The 14,404-nt window shown below is 57.5% G+C and carries 16 protein-coding genes and 1 tRNA gene; 7 read left to right on the top strand and 10 right to left on the bottom strand.

What is annotated here, in order from left to right; genetic code table 11:
* Positions 1-129: 129 nt before the first annotated feature.
* Complete coding sequence (locus AAC620_RS05260; RefSeq protein WP_340243186.1) at positions 130-1,041, top strand: hypothetical protein; 912 nt, start codon at positions 130-132, stop codon at positions 1,039-1,041.
* A 40-nt stretch (positions 1,042-1,081) separates the two neighbouring features.
* Positions 1,082-1,903 (top strand): rhomboid family intramembrane serine protease, encoded by an 822-nt coding sequence (locus tag AAC620_RS05255; RefSeq protein ID WP_340243184.1) that lies wholly within the window; start codon positions 1,082-1,084, stop codon positions 1,901-1,903.
* 66 nt (positions 1,904-1,969) lie between these two features.
* Here AAC620_RS05255 and efp read toward each other — a convergent pair whose 3' ends face one another.
* Positions 1,970-2,533: an elongation factor P gene (efp, locus tag AAC620_RS05250; protein ID WP_317656085.1), complete on the bottom strand. Its 564-nt coding sequence runs from the start codon at positions 2,531-2,533 to the stop codon at positions 1,970-1,972.
* A gap of 218 nt (positions 2,534-2,751) precedes the next feature.
* Between efp and AAC620_RS05245 the strand changes: the two genes are divergently transcribed.
* Positions 2,752-3,063, top strand: coding sequence for a DUF6280 family protein (locus tag AAC620_RS05245; protein WP_317656084.1), 312 nt, complete (start codon positions 2,752-2,754; stop codon positions 3,061-3,063).
* 62 nt (positions 3,064-3,125) lie between these two features.
* Here AAC620_RS05245 and AAC620_RS05240 read toward each other — a convergent pair.
* From AAC620_RS05240 to AAC620_RS05225, 4 genes are all read right to left on the bottom strand, one after another.
* A tRNA-Leu gene (locus tag AAC620_RS05240) sits at positions 3,126-3,210 on the bottom strand.
* 197 nt (positions 3,211-3,407) lie between these two features.
* Complete coding sequence (locus AAC620_RS05235; RefSeq protein ID WP_317656083.1) at positions 3,408-3,947, bottom strand: adenine phosphoribosyltransferase; 540 nt, start codon at positions 3,945-3,947, stop codon at positions 3,408-3,410.
* 23 nt (positions 3,948-3,970) lie between these two features.
* Positions 3,971-4,843 (bottom strand): S-methyl-5'-thioadenosine phosphorylase, encoded by an 873-nt coding sequence (locus AAC620_RS05230; RefSeq protein WP_340243181.1) that lies wholly within the window; start codon positions 4,841-4,843, stop codon positions 3,971-3,973.
* Positions 4,844-4,930: 87 nt separating this feature from the next.
* Complete coding sequence (locus AAC620_RS05225) at positions 4,931-5,533, bottom strand: flavin reductase family protein (protein ID WP_340243179.1); 603 nt, start codon at positions 5,531-5,533, stop codon at positions 4,931-4,933.
* Between the two features lie 82 nt (positions 5,534-5,615).
* On the opposite strand from AAC620_RS05225, the gene AAC620_RS05220 reads away from it, so the two are divergent.
* Positions 5,616-6,092 (top strand): GNAT family N-acetyltransferase, encoded by a 477-nt coding sequence (locus AAC620_RS05220; RefSeq protein WP_340243177.1) that lies wholly within the window; start codon positions 5,616-5,618, stop codon positions 6,090-6,092.
* Here the strand turns inward: AAC620_RS05220 and AAC620_RS05215 are convergent.
* The 4 genes from AAC620_RS05215 to acuR are packed head-to-tail and all read right to left on the bottom strand — an operon-like array spanning position 6,089 to position 10,094.
* Complete coding sequence (locus AAC620_RS05215; protein WP_340243175.1) at positions 6,089-7,684, bottom strand: GMC family oxidoreductase; 1,596 nt, start codon at positions 7,682-7,684, stop codon at positions 6,089-6,091. The genes AAC620_RS05220 and AAC620_RS05215 overlap by 4 nt on opposite strands.
* Positions 7,685-7,704: 20 nt before the next feature.
* Positions 7,705-8,418 (bottom strand): dimethylsulfonioproprionate lyase family protein, encoded by a 714-nt coding sequence (locus tag AAC620_RS05210; RefSeq protein WP_445322436.1) that lies wholly within the window; start codon positions 8,416-8,418, stop codon positions 7,705-7,707.
* Positions 8,419-8,442: 24 nt separating this feature from the next.
* A complete protein-coding gene (acuI, locus tag AAC620_RS05205) occupies positions 8,443-9,435 on the bottom strand; it encodes an acrylyl-CoA reductase (NADPH) (protein ID WP_340243174.1) in 993 nt (330 codons plus the stop codon).
* Positions 9,417-10,094, bottom strand: coding sequence for an acrylate utilization transcriptional regulator AcuR (acuR, locus tag AAC620_RS05200; protein WP_340243173.1), 678 nt, complete (start codon positions 10,092-10,094; stop codon positions 9,417-9,419). Before acuR ends, acuI begins: the two co-directional genes overlap by 19 nt.
* A gap of 132 nt (positions 10,095-10,226) precedes the next feature.
* On the opposite strand from acuR, the gene AAC620_RS05195 reads away from it, so the two are divergent.
* On the top strand, positions 10,227-10,976 hold the full coding sequence (locus AAC620_RS05195) for an SDR family NAD(P)-dependent oxidoreductase (protein ID WP_340243171.1): 750 nt from the start codon (positions 10,227-10,229) through the stop codon (positions 10,974-10,976).
* 3 nt (positions 10,977-10,979) lie between these two features.
* Here AAC620_RS05195 and ptsP read toward each other — a convergent pair whose 3' ends face one another.
* The gene (gene ptsP / locus AAC620_RS05190) at positions 10,980-13,229 is read right to left on the bottom strand and encodes a phosphoenolpyruvate--protein phosphotransferase (RefSeq protein ID WP_317656071.1); all 2,250 of its coding nucleotides are present in this window, start codon (positions 13,227-13,229) and stop codon (positions 10,980-10,982) included.
* A 258-nt stretch (positions 13,230-13,487) separates the two neighbouring features.
* On the opposite strand from ptsP, the gene AAC620_RS05185 reads away from it, so the two are divergent.
* Both AAC620_RS05185 and AAC620_RS05180 read left to right on the top strand, forming a co-directional pair.
* Positions 13,488-13,853 (top strand): NADH-quinone oxidoreductase subunit A, encoded by a 366-nt coding sequence (locus tag AAC620_RS05185; RefSeq protein WP_317656069.1) that lies wholly within the window; start codon positions 13,488-13,490, stop codon positions 13,851-13,853.
* A complete protein-coding gene (locus AAC620_RS05180; protein ID WP_340243168.1) occupies positions 13,844-14,377 on the top strand; it encodes a NuoB/complex I 20 kDa subunit family protein in 534 nt (177 codons plus the stop codon). Before AAC620_RS05185 ends, AAC620_RS05180 begins: the two co-directional genes overlap by 10 nt.
* Positions 14,378-14,404 lie beyond the last annotated feature (27 nt).

Genomic DNA, 14,404 nt, shown 5'->3' with positions numbered 1-14,404 from the left:
CGTGCAGAGTATATAATTAAATAAATACATAAATAATTTACTATTTTGCTATTATCAAAGTGTTCTGCCCCGCAGTGCGGGTGGGATCAGCAACAAGACCGCAAAGCGGATGGCATTTGGGGTGACGGGATGAGCGAAGATAAAGACGGTGCTGATATAGAGGATGTGCTCTCTTCGATCCGCCGTTTGGTGGCTAAGACAGCGCCCGCGCAAACGGTGTCATCGGCCGAGCGCCGCGGCGCTTTGCGCGCAGAACCACGCTTGCGACCAACGCGCCCAGTGGGTGACGCTGTTGAGCAAAAATTGGTGCTGTCCCCAAGCCAACGGGTGAGTGAGCCTGAAAACCCTTGGACAGTGATCCCCCTGGATCCTGCAGATCACGCGTCTGGCGATGGACGGGCTTGGGCGCGTGAGGATCGCTTGGCGGATTATGCAGATGGCGGCGCTTCGCCTTCAGCCGCGCCGCAAGATGCGCTTGGTGCTGCCTTGGCTGCCGCTGCAGAAGGGTTGCGCGGCCCCGCCGCGTCACCTGCAGGGCCAGAGCGGAAAGACGCTTTGCTTCAAGCGGCCATGCCTCCCGCCGCGGACCCCCTGCCTGATCAGGCAGATGCAGTGCAACAAGACGCGCCTGAAAGGCATCATAATTTTATCTCAACCGAGATAGCCGATGAAGATGGCTATGACGAGGAGGTGGAAACCCTGACCCTCTTCGCCGCGCCGCCGCCGCCATTGAGGGCCAAGCCCAAACGGGAGGCCCCCCCTGTATACACGGTCGAGCCCGAGCCAGAGGTGCAAGAAGATGATCTTGCAACGGAGGGTCCTGTTGATGACTTGGGCCATGCCCCGCATGTGCGGTTCGCTGCAAAAGAGGCCGGTTTCATCTTGGCCGAGCAAGACGAAGTTGCGTTACGCGCCCTTGTTGCGCGTGTTGTCCGCGAGGAATTGCAGGGTGATTTGGGGCAACGGATTACCAGCAATCTGCGCAAATTGGTGCGCCGCGAAATTCGTATGATCCTCGCGGCTGAGAAACTGGATGGATAAGCCTTGACGACAGGCGCCGTCCCGCGAAGATGGCAGTGTCATGTTTCCGATACGCGACCATAACCCATCCAACCGCAAGCCCGTGATCACGATCGGTCTGATCTTGGTGAATGTAGTCGTGTTTCTGGGCTATTACCCCGAACTTTCATCGACCCCCGCAGGGCTTGCGCGGTTTTTTGACAGTTGGGCCCTTGTCCCCGCCGAAGTGCTGAAGGGCGGAGATCCCCATAGTTTGATTACGTCCATGTTTCTGCATGGCGGCTGGATGCACCTGATCGGCAATATGCTGTTCTTATGGATTTTTGGCGATAACCTAGAGGACCAGCTCGGGCATGTTGGGTTTTTGGCCTTTTACCTTGTCGCAGGGCTGGCAGCGGGGTTTGGACAAATTTTGTCAAACCCCGCTTCGCAAGTGCCGATGGTGGGTGCCTCTGGGGCCATCGCTGGGGTGATGGGGGGATATTTGCTGTTATTCCCGCGCGCGAAGATCGACATCCTTTTTATCTTCATCATTTTCTTCAAAGTCTTCACTGTGCCCGCATGGGCCATGTTGGGGCTATGGTTTGGGCTGCAGCTGTTTAATGGTTTGTCGATGGATGCCACAGGTGGTGGTGTGGCCTATTGGGCCCATGCGGGCGGGTTTATCGCAGGCTTCGCATTGATGCTGCCGTTTTGGATCAATCGTGGCGCCCAGGCTTTTTGGGCGCGCACCGCGGGGGTTCCCCCCCATGAAGAGGCGCAATATCGCTTCGGCCAAAGCCGTATTCCCGCTGTGGGTCGGCCCAAAAATGCGCCACCCGCAGTCACCCGTGTGCCGCGGGTGACCCGCAAGACGCGCGGCGACAACCCTTGGTCAAAGTGATCTGTGAAAACGAAAAATGCCCCGCGCATCGCGCAGGGCATTTGATCTGACCGACCGCGTGCCTGTTTAGGCGCGTTCGGAATATTCCATCGTTTCGGTGTTCACGATGATCATTTCCTCTTGGCCGACAAAGGGGGGAACCATAACCTTCACGCCATTGTCGAGGATTGCGGGCTTAAAGCTATTCGCCGCTGTTTGGCCCTTCACCACGGGTTCTGTTTCCACAACTTTGCAAGTGACCTTCTGAGGCAAGGTTGCGTTGAGCGCCTCGCTTTCATGGAATTCCACCACGATGGTCATCCCATCTTGCAAGAAGGGGCGGCGGTCGCCCAACAATTCCGCAGGCAATTCGATCTGCTCATAGGTTTCGGCGTCCATGAACACCAACATTCCATCTTGCTCATAGAGAAATTGCTGGTCTTTTTGTTCAAGACGCACGCGTTCAACCTTGTCCGCAGAGCGGAAACGCTCGTTCAATTTGCTGCCATTGCGCAGATTGCGCATCTCGACCTGAGCAAAAGCACCGCCCTTACCAGGCTTCACGTGATCCACTTTTACAGCGGCCCAGAGGCCACCATTATGTTCCAAAACATTTCCGGGACGAATTTCATTGCCGTTGATTTTAGGCATAGTGTAAACCCTAGCAAACCTTGATGATTGATTAATGCTCCCTATATCTAGGCGATATCAGGGTGGCAATACACAAGCGCCGTGCAGCATTAAATGCGATCCCATGCAAAAAACGCATACGAGGTATGCAATATTCGCATACCAGAATCGCTTAGAACATGTGCATAAGGGGCCCCACGCCGCAAAACGCAAGAGCAAAAAATAAAAAGGACGACGAAATGCGAGATTTCGTTGATGGCACCGCCTTCAATTACGAGCAAGGTCAACGCGCACGCAAACTATTTGCTGCTGTTGTTTTGGCCGCGCTGGATGATGCAATCGCCGATGACAAGAAATTCGGCAACGGCCCAGAGCAAATCGCGCGCTGGGCGCGCTCGCGTGATGGGCGCGAAGTGCTCAGCTGCGCGGGCATTGACCCGAACGAGCGCGTTGTTCAAGGCTTGATGAAATTTGTGGCCTCTGGCGTGCGCACCTCTGTTGCGCTGAGCCGCGAGGAAAGCGAACGCCGCAATCAGGCCGAAGCTGCCTGATCTAACGTCACGCCTGATCTTTCAAAACGCGTCCCATTGGGGCGCGTTTTTTGTTGGGAAGGTGGTGGCCGCTGTGGGACTCGAACCCACACGCCCGAAAGCCTCGGATTTTAAGTCCGGTCTGTCTACCAGTTCCAGCAAGCGGCCACAGGGTTTGACTAGAGGAAAGTTTCCCGCCCCGCAAGCGGCCAAGGCACGTTCCATCCCCTACATCCAAAATTCGCCCCGCCCATAAAATGAGCGAGGCGAGGGTTTGGGTTAGCAAGCAACATTTTCGCACGTGCTGGCGAACGCCCCTTCGATACAGGGCAGGGCGTTAAATTTTGGTGAAATTGCGAAAAATTTTATAGCCCATCAAATTGGCAGAGCGCGTGAACGCTTTGGCCCATCTCCTCAAGCTTGGCGCGCCCCCCCAATTCGGGCAGATCAACCACAAAGGCGCAGCCCGTCACCTGCGCGCCGAGGCGCTCAATCAAGTGAATGCCCGCCCGCGCCGTGCCGCCAGTGGCCAAGAGATCATCCACGAGCAGGACACGTTCACCCGCCTCGAAAGCATCATCATGGATCTCGACAGTGGCGGTGCCATATTCCAATGCGTAATCTTCGCTGATTGTGGCCGCGGGCAATTTGCCTTTCTTGCGAATAGGAACAAAACCTTTGCCCAGTTGATGCGCGACCGCGCCGCCAAGGATGAACCCCCGCGCCTCAAGCCCCGCGACCTTATCAATCTTTTGCCCAACATAAGGGGCAAGCAATTGATCCACAGCCAATCGAAACCCGCGCGGGTCTGCAAAAAGCGTGGTCACGTCACGAAACAAAATTCCCTCATGCGGGAAATCGGGAATGGTGCGGATATAATCCTGAACCGTTTTTTGGGGCGTCATAGCATCTCTCCGTTCGGCGGGCCTTACAGCACGCGGCCTGCAATCGCATCTAGCTTGGCGACCATATCAGGGTCGCGCTTATCGGGGGCCGTCATGATGGCGTGATCCAATGCGCGATCACAGCCGCATGGACAAGGCGCGCGCTCAGGCCCCAAAAGCGCAGGCAAGGCGGCAATGGTCTTGCGCGCATTTTCTGCATTTCCTGTAAGGGTTTTGATGATCTCGGTGATATCCACCGCGCCGTGATCAGCATGCCAACTGTCATAATCCGTGATCATCGCAATCGGGGCGTAGCACATCTCCGCTTCGCGGGCCAATTTTGCCTCTGGCATATTGGTCATGCCGATCACATCGGCCTTCCATTCATTGCGATACATCAGTGATTCCGCCAGGGTCGAGAATTGCGGGCCTTCCATCGCCAGATACGTGCCGCCTTGATGCAGTCTTGCGCTGCTTGCGCTTGCGGCCTTGGCCAATTTTGCGCTGAGATCCGCGCAGGTGGGATGCGCCACGCTGACATGGGCCACCAGACCTGTGCCGAAAAAGGATTTATCGCGCGCGAAGGTGCGGTCGATAAATTGATCAACCAAGACGAAATCACCAGGCGCCAAATCTTCGCGGAATGACCCGCAGGCGGAGACAGAGATCAAATCGGTCACCCCAAGGCGTTTTAGCGCGTCAATATTGGCGCGATAGGGCACGGTGGTGGGGCTGTGGACATGGCCGCGCCCGTGGCGTGGCAAAAAGGCCATGCTGACCCCGCTCAGGCGGCCCGTCAGGATGGCGTCAGATGGCGTGCCAAAGGGGCTGTTAACCTCAACCCATTTCGCGCCCTCAAGCCCGTCTATCTCATAGACGCCCGAGCCGCCGATCACGCCAATCACGCGCTCTGTCATCCTGCCCCTCCATGGGTTGGTTCCAAATCCACGCGCGCAGTATCGCAAGCGGCGGGGGGAAGGGAACCCGCGAATTGGTATTTTGGCCTATTCAGGCCGCGTCATGGTGAAAATTTCACCGATTTGCGCGTAATCCTGATAGCCAAGCCGTGAAATCAAGCCCGCGCGGGTGATGTCAAAGCGGCCATCATTCAGGCAATCGGGGCGGATATGCACCCCTGTCACTTCGCCAAAGACCGCAAAATTATGTACCCCGTCCAAGGCAACGATTTGGGTCAGTTTGCATTCAAGGCTTGCGGGGGCGTTTGCGACCCGCGCCGCCGCAATGGTTTCACAGGGGGCACGGGCGATCTTTGCATGGGTGAATTCATCCACGCCCCTTGGCCACGGGCCAGAGCTTTGGTTCATCATATCGCGCATCTCGTAGCCCACGAGATTGACACAAAACACCCCCGTCTCGCGAATATTGGCCACGCTATCCTTGGTGTCGCCGCGATCCGCTTTGGCCGAGGTCGAGGCGAACATAACCTGTGGCGGCACATAGGCGACTGCGTTGAAAAAGGAATAAGGCGCAAGATTGTCCTGACCATCGCTCCCCCGTGTCGAAATCCACCCAATCGGGCGCGGTGCGACTATGGCATTGAACGGGTTGTGGGGCAGGGGGTGGCCGTCATCAGTTTTATAGAACATCGCCGCGCCTTTTGCTTCTTCGGTTTGGCATTGAGCTAGCGCCGTGCTACCAGTTTGACCAGAGGCATTACATGAGCAGCCAATGGTCGATATCGCCAAAGAGCAGCCAAATGACCGGTGGGAGGTCGAAGCCCTTTTCGATCTGTGCTTTGCGCCCGGGCGCACGGCCCTGAGTTCCTATCGCTTGCGTGATGGGGTGCCGCCTGTTGAGGGGCTCTGTCTCATAGCCCGCGATGACTATGGCGCGATTGGTGGGGCGATCCGCTTTTGGCCCGTGCGTGTCGGGGCCAAAGAGGCGTTGTTGCTTGGCCCGATTGCCGTGCATCCCACCCGTCAGGGGGAGGGTTTGGGCGGGCTGCTGATCCGCGAAGGTCTGCGGCGGGCTGACGCCTTGCACTGGCCGCGCACCATGTTGGTGGGGGATGCCCCGTATTATAGCCGCTTCGGGTTTCACCGCCTCGAGGGGGTGGAGATGCCACCACCCACCAACCCCGCCCGCATTTTGGGCGTTGGGGACTGGTCAGGGGTGACGGGGAAAGTGACGCGTTGGGGCGCCTAAGCGAGGCGCGCCAAGATCAGATCTGCGGCTTTTTCGGCAATCATGGTCACGGGCGCATGGGTATTGCCCGAGGGGATGGATGGCATCACGCTGGCATCCGCCACGGACAGGCCGGAAATCCCGCGCAAGCGCAGCTCTGGGTCAAGCGGCGCGTTTTGATCCGCCCCCATTCGAACGGTTGAGACAGGGTGAAAAATCGTGGTTGCGATATCGCCTGCGGCGCGCACCAGATCACCTTCGCTATTGATATGGGCGCCGGGTTTGATTTCTTGCGGCGCAAAGGCGCGCAAGCGTTCGGTTTGCATCAGGCGGCGGGCATGTTTGATGCTATCGACCGCCACGCGCTGATCTGCTTCAGCCGATAGGTAATTTGGGTCAATCACAGGCGCGGCCTTTGCATCAGGCGAGGTGATATGCACCGAACCGCGGCTTTCTGGGCGCAGGTTGCAGACCGAGATGGTGAGGGCGGGGAAGTCATGCAAAGGCTGACCAAAAGCTTCAAGCGATAGGGGCTGCACATGATATTCGATATTGGCGGTTTCGTAATCGGAACTTGATTTCGTGAAAATGCCAAGTTGTGAGGGGGCCATGGCCATCGGGCCAGATCGCTTGAGCGCATATTCAATCGCAATTTTGGCCCGCCCCCAGAGCGAGGCGTAAAGGGTGTTGAGTGTTTTCGCGCCTGTGATGCGGAAAATCGTGCGGATCTGAAGGTGATCGGCGAGGTTTTCGCCAATCTCGGGGCTGTCTTGGATCACGGGTATGCCCAAACCCTGTAGGCGCTCCGCTTGGCCGATGCCTGATAACTCCAACAGTTTCGGTGTGCCAATTGCCCCTGCGGCTAAGACCAACTCACCACGGATTTGGATGTCTTTGACGATCCCGTTTTGACGATAGCGCAAGGCGCGAACGCGCCCCTCGGTGATGACGATTTGCTCGGCCTCGGCATTCGTGAGGATGCTCAGGTTCTTACGGGTTTTGGCAGGATCAAGGAAGGCGCGGCGCGCGTTCCACCGCAAACCGCCTCTTTGGGTCACTTCGAAATATCCCGCGCCCTCATTGTCGCCTGTGTTGAAATCATCTGAGGGCGGGATGCCCATTTCAGCGGCGGCTTCCCGCACCGCATCTAAAATTTCCCACGATAGGCGCTGATTTTCCACGCGCATTTCGCCGCCTGCGCCATGCAGGGCGTCCGCGCCGCGATGATAATCTTCCGAGCGTTTGAAATAGGGCAGGACATCCTCCCATCCCCAGCCCGTATTGCCCATCTGGCGCCAAAGATCATAGTCGCGCGCTTGGCCGCGCATATAGATCATTCCATTGATTGAGGAGCAGCCCCCTAAAACCCTTCCACGCGGATAGTTGAGCGCGCGCCCATTTAACCCCGCCACAGGCGCGGTTTTATAGCACCAATCAAGGCGCGGATTTCCCATCGCATAGAGATATCCCACGGGGATATGCACCCAAGGGTGGCGGTCATGCCCACCTGCCTCCAACAACACGACCTTGTGCTTGCCATTTTCAGACAGTCGATTGGCCAATACACATCCCGCTGACCCTGCGCCGACAATCACAATATCCGCTGCCTGCATGATTTATCCTCGATTGCTTTTTATATGCCCGCTTCAATGCGGGCTTTTCTTGTCGCGGAAAGCTTCATCCCTGGGCTTGAAAGTTTGCTCTCAGGCCCAAGCCATGCATATGCCAAGAGGCAGGGATCAAGATCCGCCGTTGTGATCCGATGTTCGTCACCGGGGCGGTTTAGGATTAACGAACCTGGCGCATGAACTGCGACCTCGTTTTCAGACCAATCGCCCGCGACCGAGATATAGCTTTCTTCAATTTCCGCATGGCTGTGTTGCGGGTAAGTGGTGCGGGGGGCAAAGAGAACAAAGCCCAAGATCATCTTTTCAGAATAGATCGGCCCCCGCGGCCCCAATATCTCGCAATAGGCATATTTCTGCGCCAAGGCCTTTGGCACTTTCTCATAGCCGTATTCCCATGTCAGTTCGGTTGCGACCCGCGACAGCGCGCGCGACAATCCCGCGACCAAACCCCGCTCGCCCAGATCAAGGGCGCGGGGCAAATGGTCGGTGACGGGTTTAAGCAATGGCCCGCGCGGCATCACCACGGGATTTGTGTCAAATACCTGCGAGATGCCTTCACGCACCCGTTTTCGGTGGCTGCGGATTGGTTTTGATCCCCCCGCCGAGCCGCGCCTGTAAAGCGCCTCAAACTCGCGCAAGAGATAGACCCAATTTGGAAAGGCCATAAGCCGCTTTGGGGCCTCAACCTCAAGCGCCACCGGGGCAAGGGGGTCTGTCATAGCTGCTATCCTTCTGGGGCCCTATTAGGCCAGTGCCGCATTCAAAGGCACAACCACGCGGCCGCGGATTTTACCTTCAAGAAATTTTGGCGCCTCGGCGATGACATCTTCAAGGGCCATTTCATGGGCGATTGCCGCCAATTTGCTCATATCCAAATCTTTGGCCAAGGCCGCCCATGCATCAATCCGCTCATCGCGCGGCACCATGACACTGTCGACCCCCAATAGGCTGACCCCGCGCAAAATGAAGGGCGCGACCGAGCTTGGCAAATCCATGCCTGCGGCAAGGCCACAGGCGGCGACAAGCCCACGATATTTCATTTTCGAGATAACATTAGCCAAGACGGTGCTGCCCGCAACATCGACCGCACCTGCGAAACGCTCCTTGTCGAGGGGGCGGGGTTTGCCTGCGAATTCCTCTCGCGGCAGGATTTCGCTTGCGCCCAAGGATTTAAGATAGGCTTCTTCCTCGGCGCGGCCGGTGACCGCACAGACAGTAAATCCTTTCGCCGCCAAAAGGGCCACGGCAACACTGCCAACACCGCCCGCGGCCCCCGTGACCACGACCTCGCCCGCCTCTGGCGTCAGCCCTGCCTTCAACAAGGCGCTGACGCAGAGCTGCGCGGTATATCCTGCCGTGCCGATCTCCATCGCTTGGCGCAGGCTGACACCATCGGGAAGTGGAACCAACCAATCGCCCTTGAGGCGCGCAAAACGCGCCAAACCGCCCCAATGTTTTTCACCAACACCCCATCCGTTCAAGACCACCCGATCGCCGGGATTATAGCGCGGATCTGCGCTTTCACGGACGATGCCCGATAGGTCAATGCCGGGAACCATCGGAAAACTGCGCACCACAGGCGCGGCCCCAGTGATGGCGAGCGCGTCCTTGTAATTCAAGGTTGACCAAGCCACTTCGACCAAAACATCCCCCTCGGGCAAGTCTTCCTTGGCGATTTGGCGCAAGGCCACGCTTTGCTGATCATCCTCTTTGCTGATTACGATGGCATCGAACATGGGGCATCTCCTTTTGGGGTGGTGTTAAGCTGTGCAAGAAATTGCGCTGCAAACAGGCGCAAGGGCGCAGGCCCGCGTTCCAATTTGGCCCGCAAAACGGCGCCCTCCCATCCGATCCAGAACATTTGCGCCAGATCGGCGGGGTTGTGATGGGGGGATATCTCGCCCTGATTTTGGGCAAGCTGTAGAACCCGCGCCAAGCGGGCTTGCCAATCTTCCAAGGTCGCAATGAGATCGGCGCGAAATTCTTCGGGCAATGCGCCCATTTCTTGGCCCAGATTGCCAATCAAACATCCGCGCCGAAAGCCGTGACGGGCCATGCCCGCCTCGGCCGCCGCAGCAAAGGCCGCGACACGGGCAAGCGGGGCTAGACTGTCATCGCTCAAGTGGCGTTCCATCTTTGCCACGAAATAGGCGCGATAGGCCGCGATGGCGGCGCGACCGAAGGCGGACTTGTTGGGAAAATAATGATAGAAACTGCCCTTTGGCACACGGGCATGCGTCAGGATCATATCAAGCCCGACCGCAGAATAACCCCGCTCTGTGAGATGCACCAACCCTGCGCGGATCAATCGCTGATAGGTGGCCGCGTCTTGGGGCGCAGTGGCGGGGCGGCCACGGCGTTTGGGGGCGTCATATGTCACATCGGCTAAGCTCATGCGATATTTCTTAGACGGCTCGGTCTAATAATAAAAGCCCTCATTTTTCGGGTGGCATAAATTCCGCTTGCCACGAGCGCGGAACCCGTCAGGATGCCACGGCAAAGCCAACATAAAGGGAGGGTCAAACGGGTGAGCAAAGTAGCGATTGTAACGGGGGCCGCGCGCGGTATCGGATTGGCCACCACGGATCTTTTCCTTGAGATGGGCTGGCGGGTTGCGATGGTGGATCGCGATGCGGCCGAACTTGATGCGACAGCGACCCCGCGTGATGGGGCCCTAGGGTTTGTCTGCGATGTCTCAGACCCTGAGGCCGTGGCAGAACTGGCGACCCAGATCAGCGCCAAAATGGGGCGCGTGGATGCTTTGGTGAATAATGCAGGGGTCGCGGAATTTGGGCCGATTGAAGAATGCGATTTCACAACATGGCGCCGTGTCATGGCGACCAATTTAGATGGTGTTTTTCTGATGTCACAGGCGCTGACGCCTGCGCTAAAGGAAACCCACGGCGCGATTGTCAATATTGGATCAATTTCGGGTCTGAGGGCGTCAACCTTGCGGGTGGCTTATGGCACGACCAAGGCGGCTGTTATTCATTTGACCAAACAGCAGGCGGCGGAATTGGGCGAATACGGCATTCGTTCGAATTGCGTCTGCCCTGGCCCTGTGCGCACGAAATTGTCGATAGCGGTGCATTCGCCCGCCATCATCGCCGCCTATCATGATGCGATCCCGCTCAATCGTTATGGGTCCGAGCGCGAGATTGCCGAAGCGATCTGCTTCCTGTGCAGTGAAAAAGCGAGCTACATCTCTGGTCAAATACTGGCCGCGGATGGGGGGTTTGAGTCGACAGGCGTTGGGCTGCCTGCGCTGCGCAGCTAGGGCCTAATGGCCGTTTTGATGAGCGAGCCAGTTTGCAACCGCGCTGCGCACGCTCATCGCTCCTGTTGCCTGCGCTTCGCGGATCACGGCCCGCAATTCGCGCAAATCAACCCGCCGCAAGAGGCTTTTGACGGGGCCGATGGAGGCGGGGCGCATCGACAATTTGCGCAACCCCATCGCGGCAAAGCACAACGCCTCAAGGGGGCGGCCTGCATCCTCGCCACAAAATGACAAATCGGTTTCAGTTTCCGCGCAGCGCGTGACGATCATTTCTAGGAAATTCAAGAAACTGACATTGAGCGTGTCATAGCGGCGGCGCACCTGTTCGTTCTCGCGGTCAGCGGCGAAGAAGAACTGCTTAAGGTCATTGCCGCCGATTGAGACAAAATCAGCCATTTCAAAAAATTGGCGCGGTGCGAAAGCAAGGCTTGGGGTTTCCAGCATTGCCCCGATTTTAAGAGTTTCGGGCAAGATATGTCCCAAGGCCGCTTCGCGATCCATTTCGCGCAAAAGATGATCACGGGCCTCGGTGAATTCTTCAAGCTGGGCCACAAAGGGGAACATGACCGAAAGCGGGCGGCCTTGTGCTGCGCGGATTAGGGCCTGCAACTGCATCCGCATAACGCCCGGTTTATCAAGACCCACGCGGATCGCACGCCACCCCAAGGCGGGGTTCGGTTCTTCTGGCCGCTTCATATAGGGCAGCACCTTATCCGAGCCTATATCAAGCGTGCGAAACACCACGCGCTTGCCGCCTGCTGCATCCATGACGCGGGAATAAAGCGCGGCCAATTCCCCGCGCCGTGGCACTTGGTTGCGCGTTAGAAATTGCAATTCCGTGCGAAACAACCCCACCCCTTCCGCACCAGAGGAGGGCAGGGAGGGCAGATCCGCCATAAGGCCCGCATTCATCTCAAGCGTGATACGCGTGCCGCAAAGCGTCTCAGCGGGTTTGTCACGGATCGAGGCATAGCGTTCTTGGGCCGCGGCCTGCATGGCGATTTTATCGCGAAACGCCTTGGCCACATTTTCTTCGGGCCGCAAATGCACGATACCCTGCTCGCCATCGACCAAAATCGGGTCACCGTTCAGCGCCTCGGTTGTGATACGTTTTGCATTGATGATTAGCGGAATCGCAAGGGCGCGGGCCACAATCGCCGCGTGACTTCCAACCGATCCTTCCTCAAGCACCACCCCTTTGAGGCGGCGGCCATAATCCAACAATTCCCCTGGCCCAATGTTGCGCGCCACGAGAATCGGGTGTTCGGGCATTTCCGCGCCCGTGTCGCCGCCTTGACCTGTCAAAATCCGCAAAAGGCGGTTTGAAAGGTCGTCCAAATCCTGCAAACGTTCGCGCAAATAGGCATCAGGCACAGTTTCGAGCCGCGCGCGGGCGGCGGACTGTTCTTTCTCAACGGCGGCTTCGGCCGATAGGCCGCGCGCAATGTCCTCTTGCATCCGTTTGATCCAACTGCGCGAATTAGCGAACATGCGATAGGCTTCGAGAACTTGGCGTTCTTCGCTGTCATCGTTGTCCATACGGGTCAAAAGCTGATCAACCGATTGGCGCAGCGTGGCGATTGCATCCGATAGGCGGGCTTGTTCGGCCTCTGGGTCATCCGCCACGGGGCGGGTGACGACCACGCGCGGTTCGTGCAAGTAAACCGCGCCTTCGGTCACGCCCTCTTGCGCGACACCGCCACGGATCATCACCTGCGATTGGTGACGGGCAGATAAAGCCTCGCCCTCACCGACAAAGGCACCAAGTTCTGTCATTTCAGCCAGAACCATCGCGACAACCTCTAGGGCATAGAGTTCATCTTCCGAATAGCTGCGCGCCTCTTTCGATTGCACAACCAAAACGCCAAGCCGTTCCCCCAATCGCTGGATCGGCACGCCCAAGAAACTGGAATACCGCTCTTCGCCCGTCTCAGGCATATAGCGAAATCCACGCGCGGCGGGGGCGTTGGGGGTGTTAATGGGGCGGGCATCGCGGGCAACGCGCCCCACCAGACCCTCGCCAAGGCGCATTCGGGTGACGTGAACGGCCTCTGGGGCCAAGCCCTCGGTCGCGCAAAGCTCGAGGGTGTCAGAATCGCGCAGCAGGTAAATCGAGCATACCTCCGTGCCCATCGAATCGGCGATCAGATGGGTGATACGGTCAAGTCGCTCCTGTCCTGCGCCTGCTTCGGCCAAACTGGCTTGCAAGCGGCGCAGCAATTTGCGGCTCTCGGTTTCCGTGCGCTCTGGCATAGTCCCTCATTTAGCCCCATGGGGGCTTGTCGTTCGGCCTAGACATACCGCCCGATGCAGGTGTCGCGCAACATAGGGTTGGCGCAATCTGCGCCTTGCGGCATAAATTTGCCCGAAACTCGGGCCTTTGGTTGAAAAAAGCAGCGACAAAAGGTGCGCAATGCGCGCGCATCGGTTGACCACTTCAAGGCTTGACGCTAGACCCTGCGCTGACCGGACACCCTTTGCCACGGTTCCTGACAACCGAGGGAGAGCATCTTGCAAGACCTTCTTTCTGAATACGCGCCAATTTTGATCTTTCTTGCCATGGCCATCGGCCTTGGCCTGATCCTGATTTTGGCTGCTGTGATTGTCGCTGTGCGCAATCCTGATCCTGAAAAAGTTTCCGCCTATGAATGTGGGTTCAACGCCTTTGATGATGCGCGCATGAAATTTGATGTGCGTTTCTATTTGGTGTCGATCCTGTTCATCATCTTTGATTTGGAAATCGCGTTCCTGTTCCCATGGGCGGTTGCCTTCCCAGATATGTCGATGACGGCGTTCTGGTCGATGATGGTGTTCTTAGGCGTGCTGACCATTGGCTTTGCCTATGAATGGAAGAAAGGAGCGCTGGAATGGGAGTGATGACAGGTCAAAACACCGCAGGTGTGGACAAAGAGGTCGCCACCCAAGCGCTTAATCGCGAGCTTCAGGATAAAGGGTTCTTGCTGACCTCGACAGAGGAGATCATCAACTGGGCGCGCACGGGCAGCTTGCATTGGATGACATTTGGTCTGGCGTGCTGCGCGGTTGAGATGATGCACACCTCAATGCCGCGCTATGATGCGGAGCGGTTCGGGATCGCCCCACGCGCCTCTCCACGCCAGTCGGATGTTATGATCGTGGCGGGCACTTTGACCAATAAAATGGCCCCTGCGTTGCGCAAGGTTTACGACCAGATGCCTGAACCGCGCTATGTGATCTCGATGGGATCTTGTGCGAATGGCGGCGGTTACTACCATTACAGCTATTCCGTTGTGCGCGGCTGTGATCGGATTGTGCCAGTGGATATTTATGTTCCTGGCTGCCCTCCGACCGCTGAAGCGCTGCTTTATGGTATCCTTCAGTTGCAGCGCAAAATCCGCCGCACGGGAACGATTACGCGCTAAGGCGCATCTTTGGGCGCAAGGCGCCCG

Origin of the sequence: Roseobacter sp. HKCCA2468, assembly GCF_037805105.1 — a bacterium.
Taxonomy (GTDB): domain Bacteria; phylum Pseudomonadota; class Alphaproteobacteria; order Rhodobacterales; family Rhodobacteraceae; genus M30B80.
This window is presented reverse-complemented; position numbering and strand designations above follow the sequence as displayed.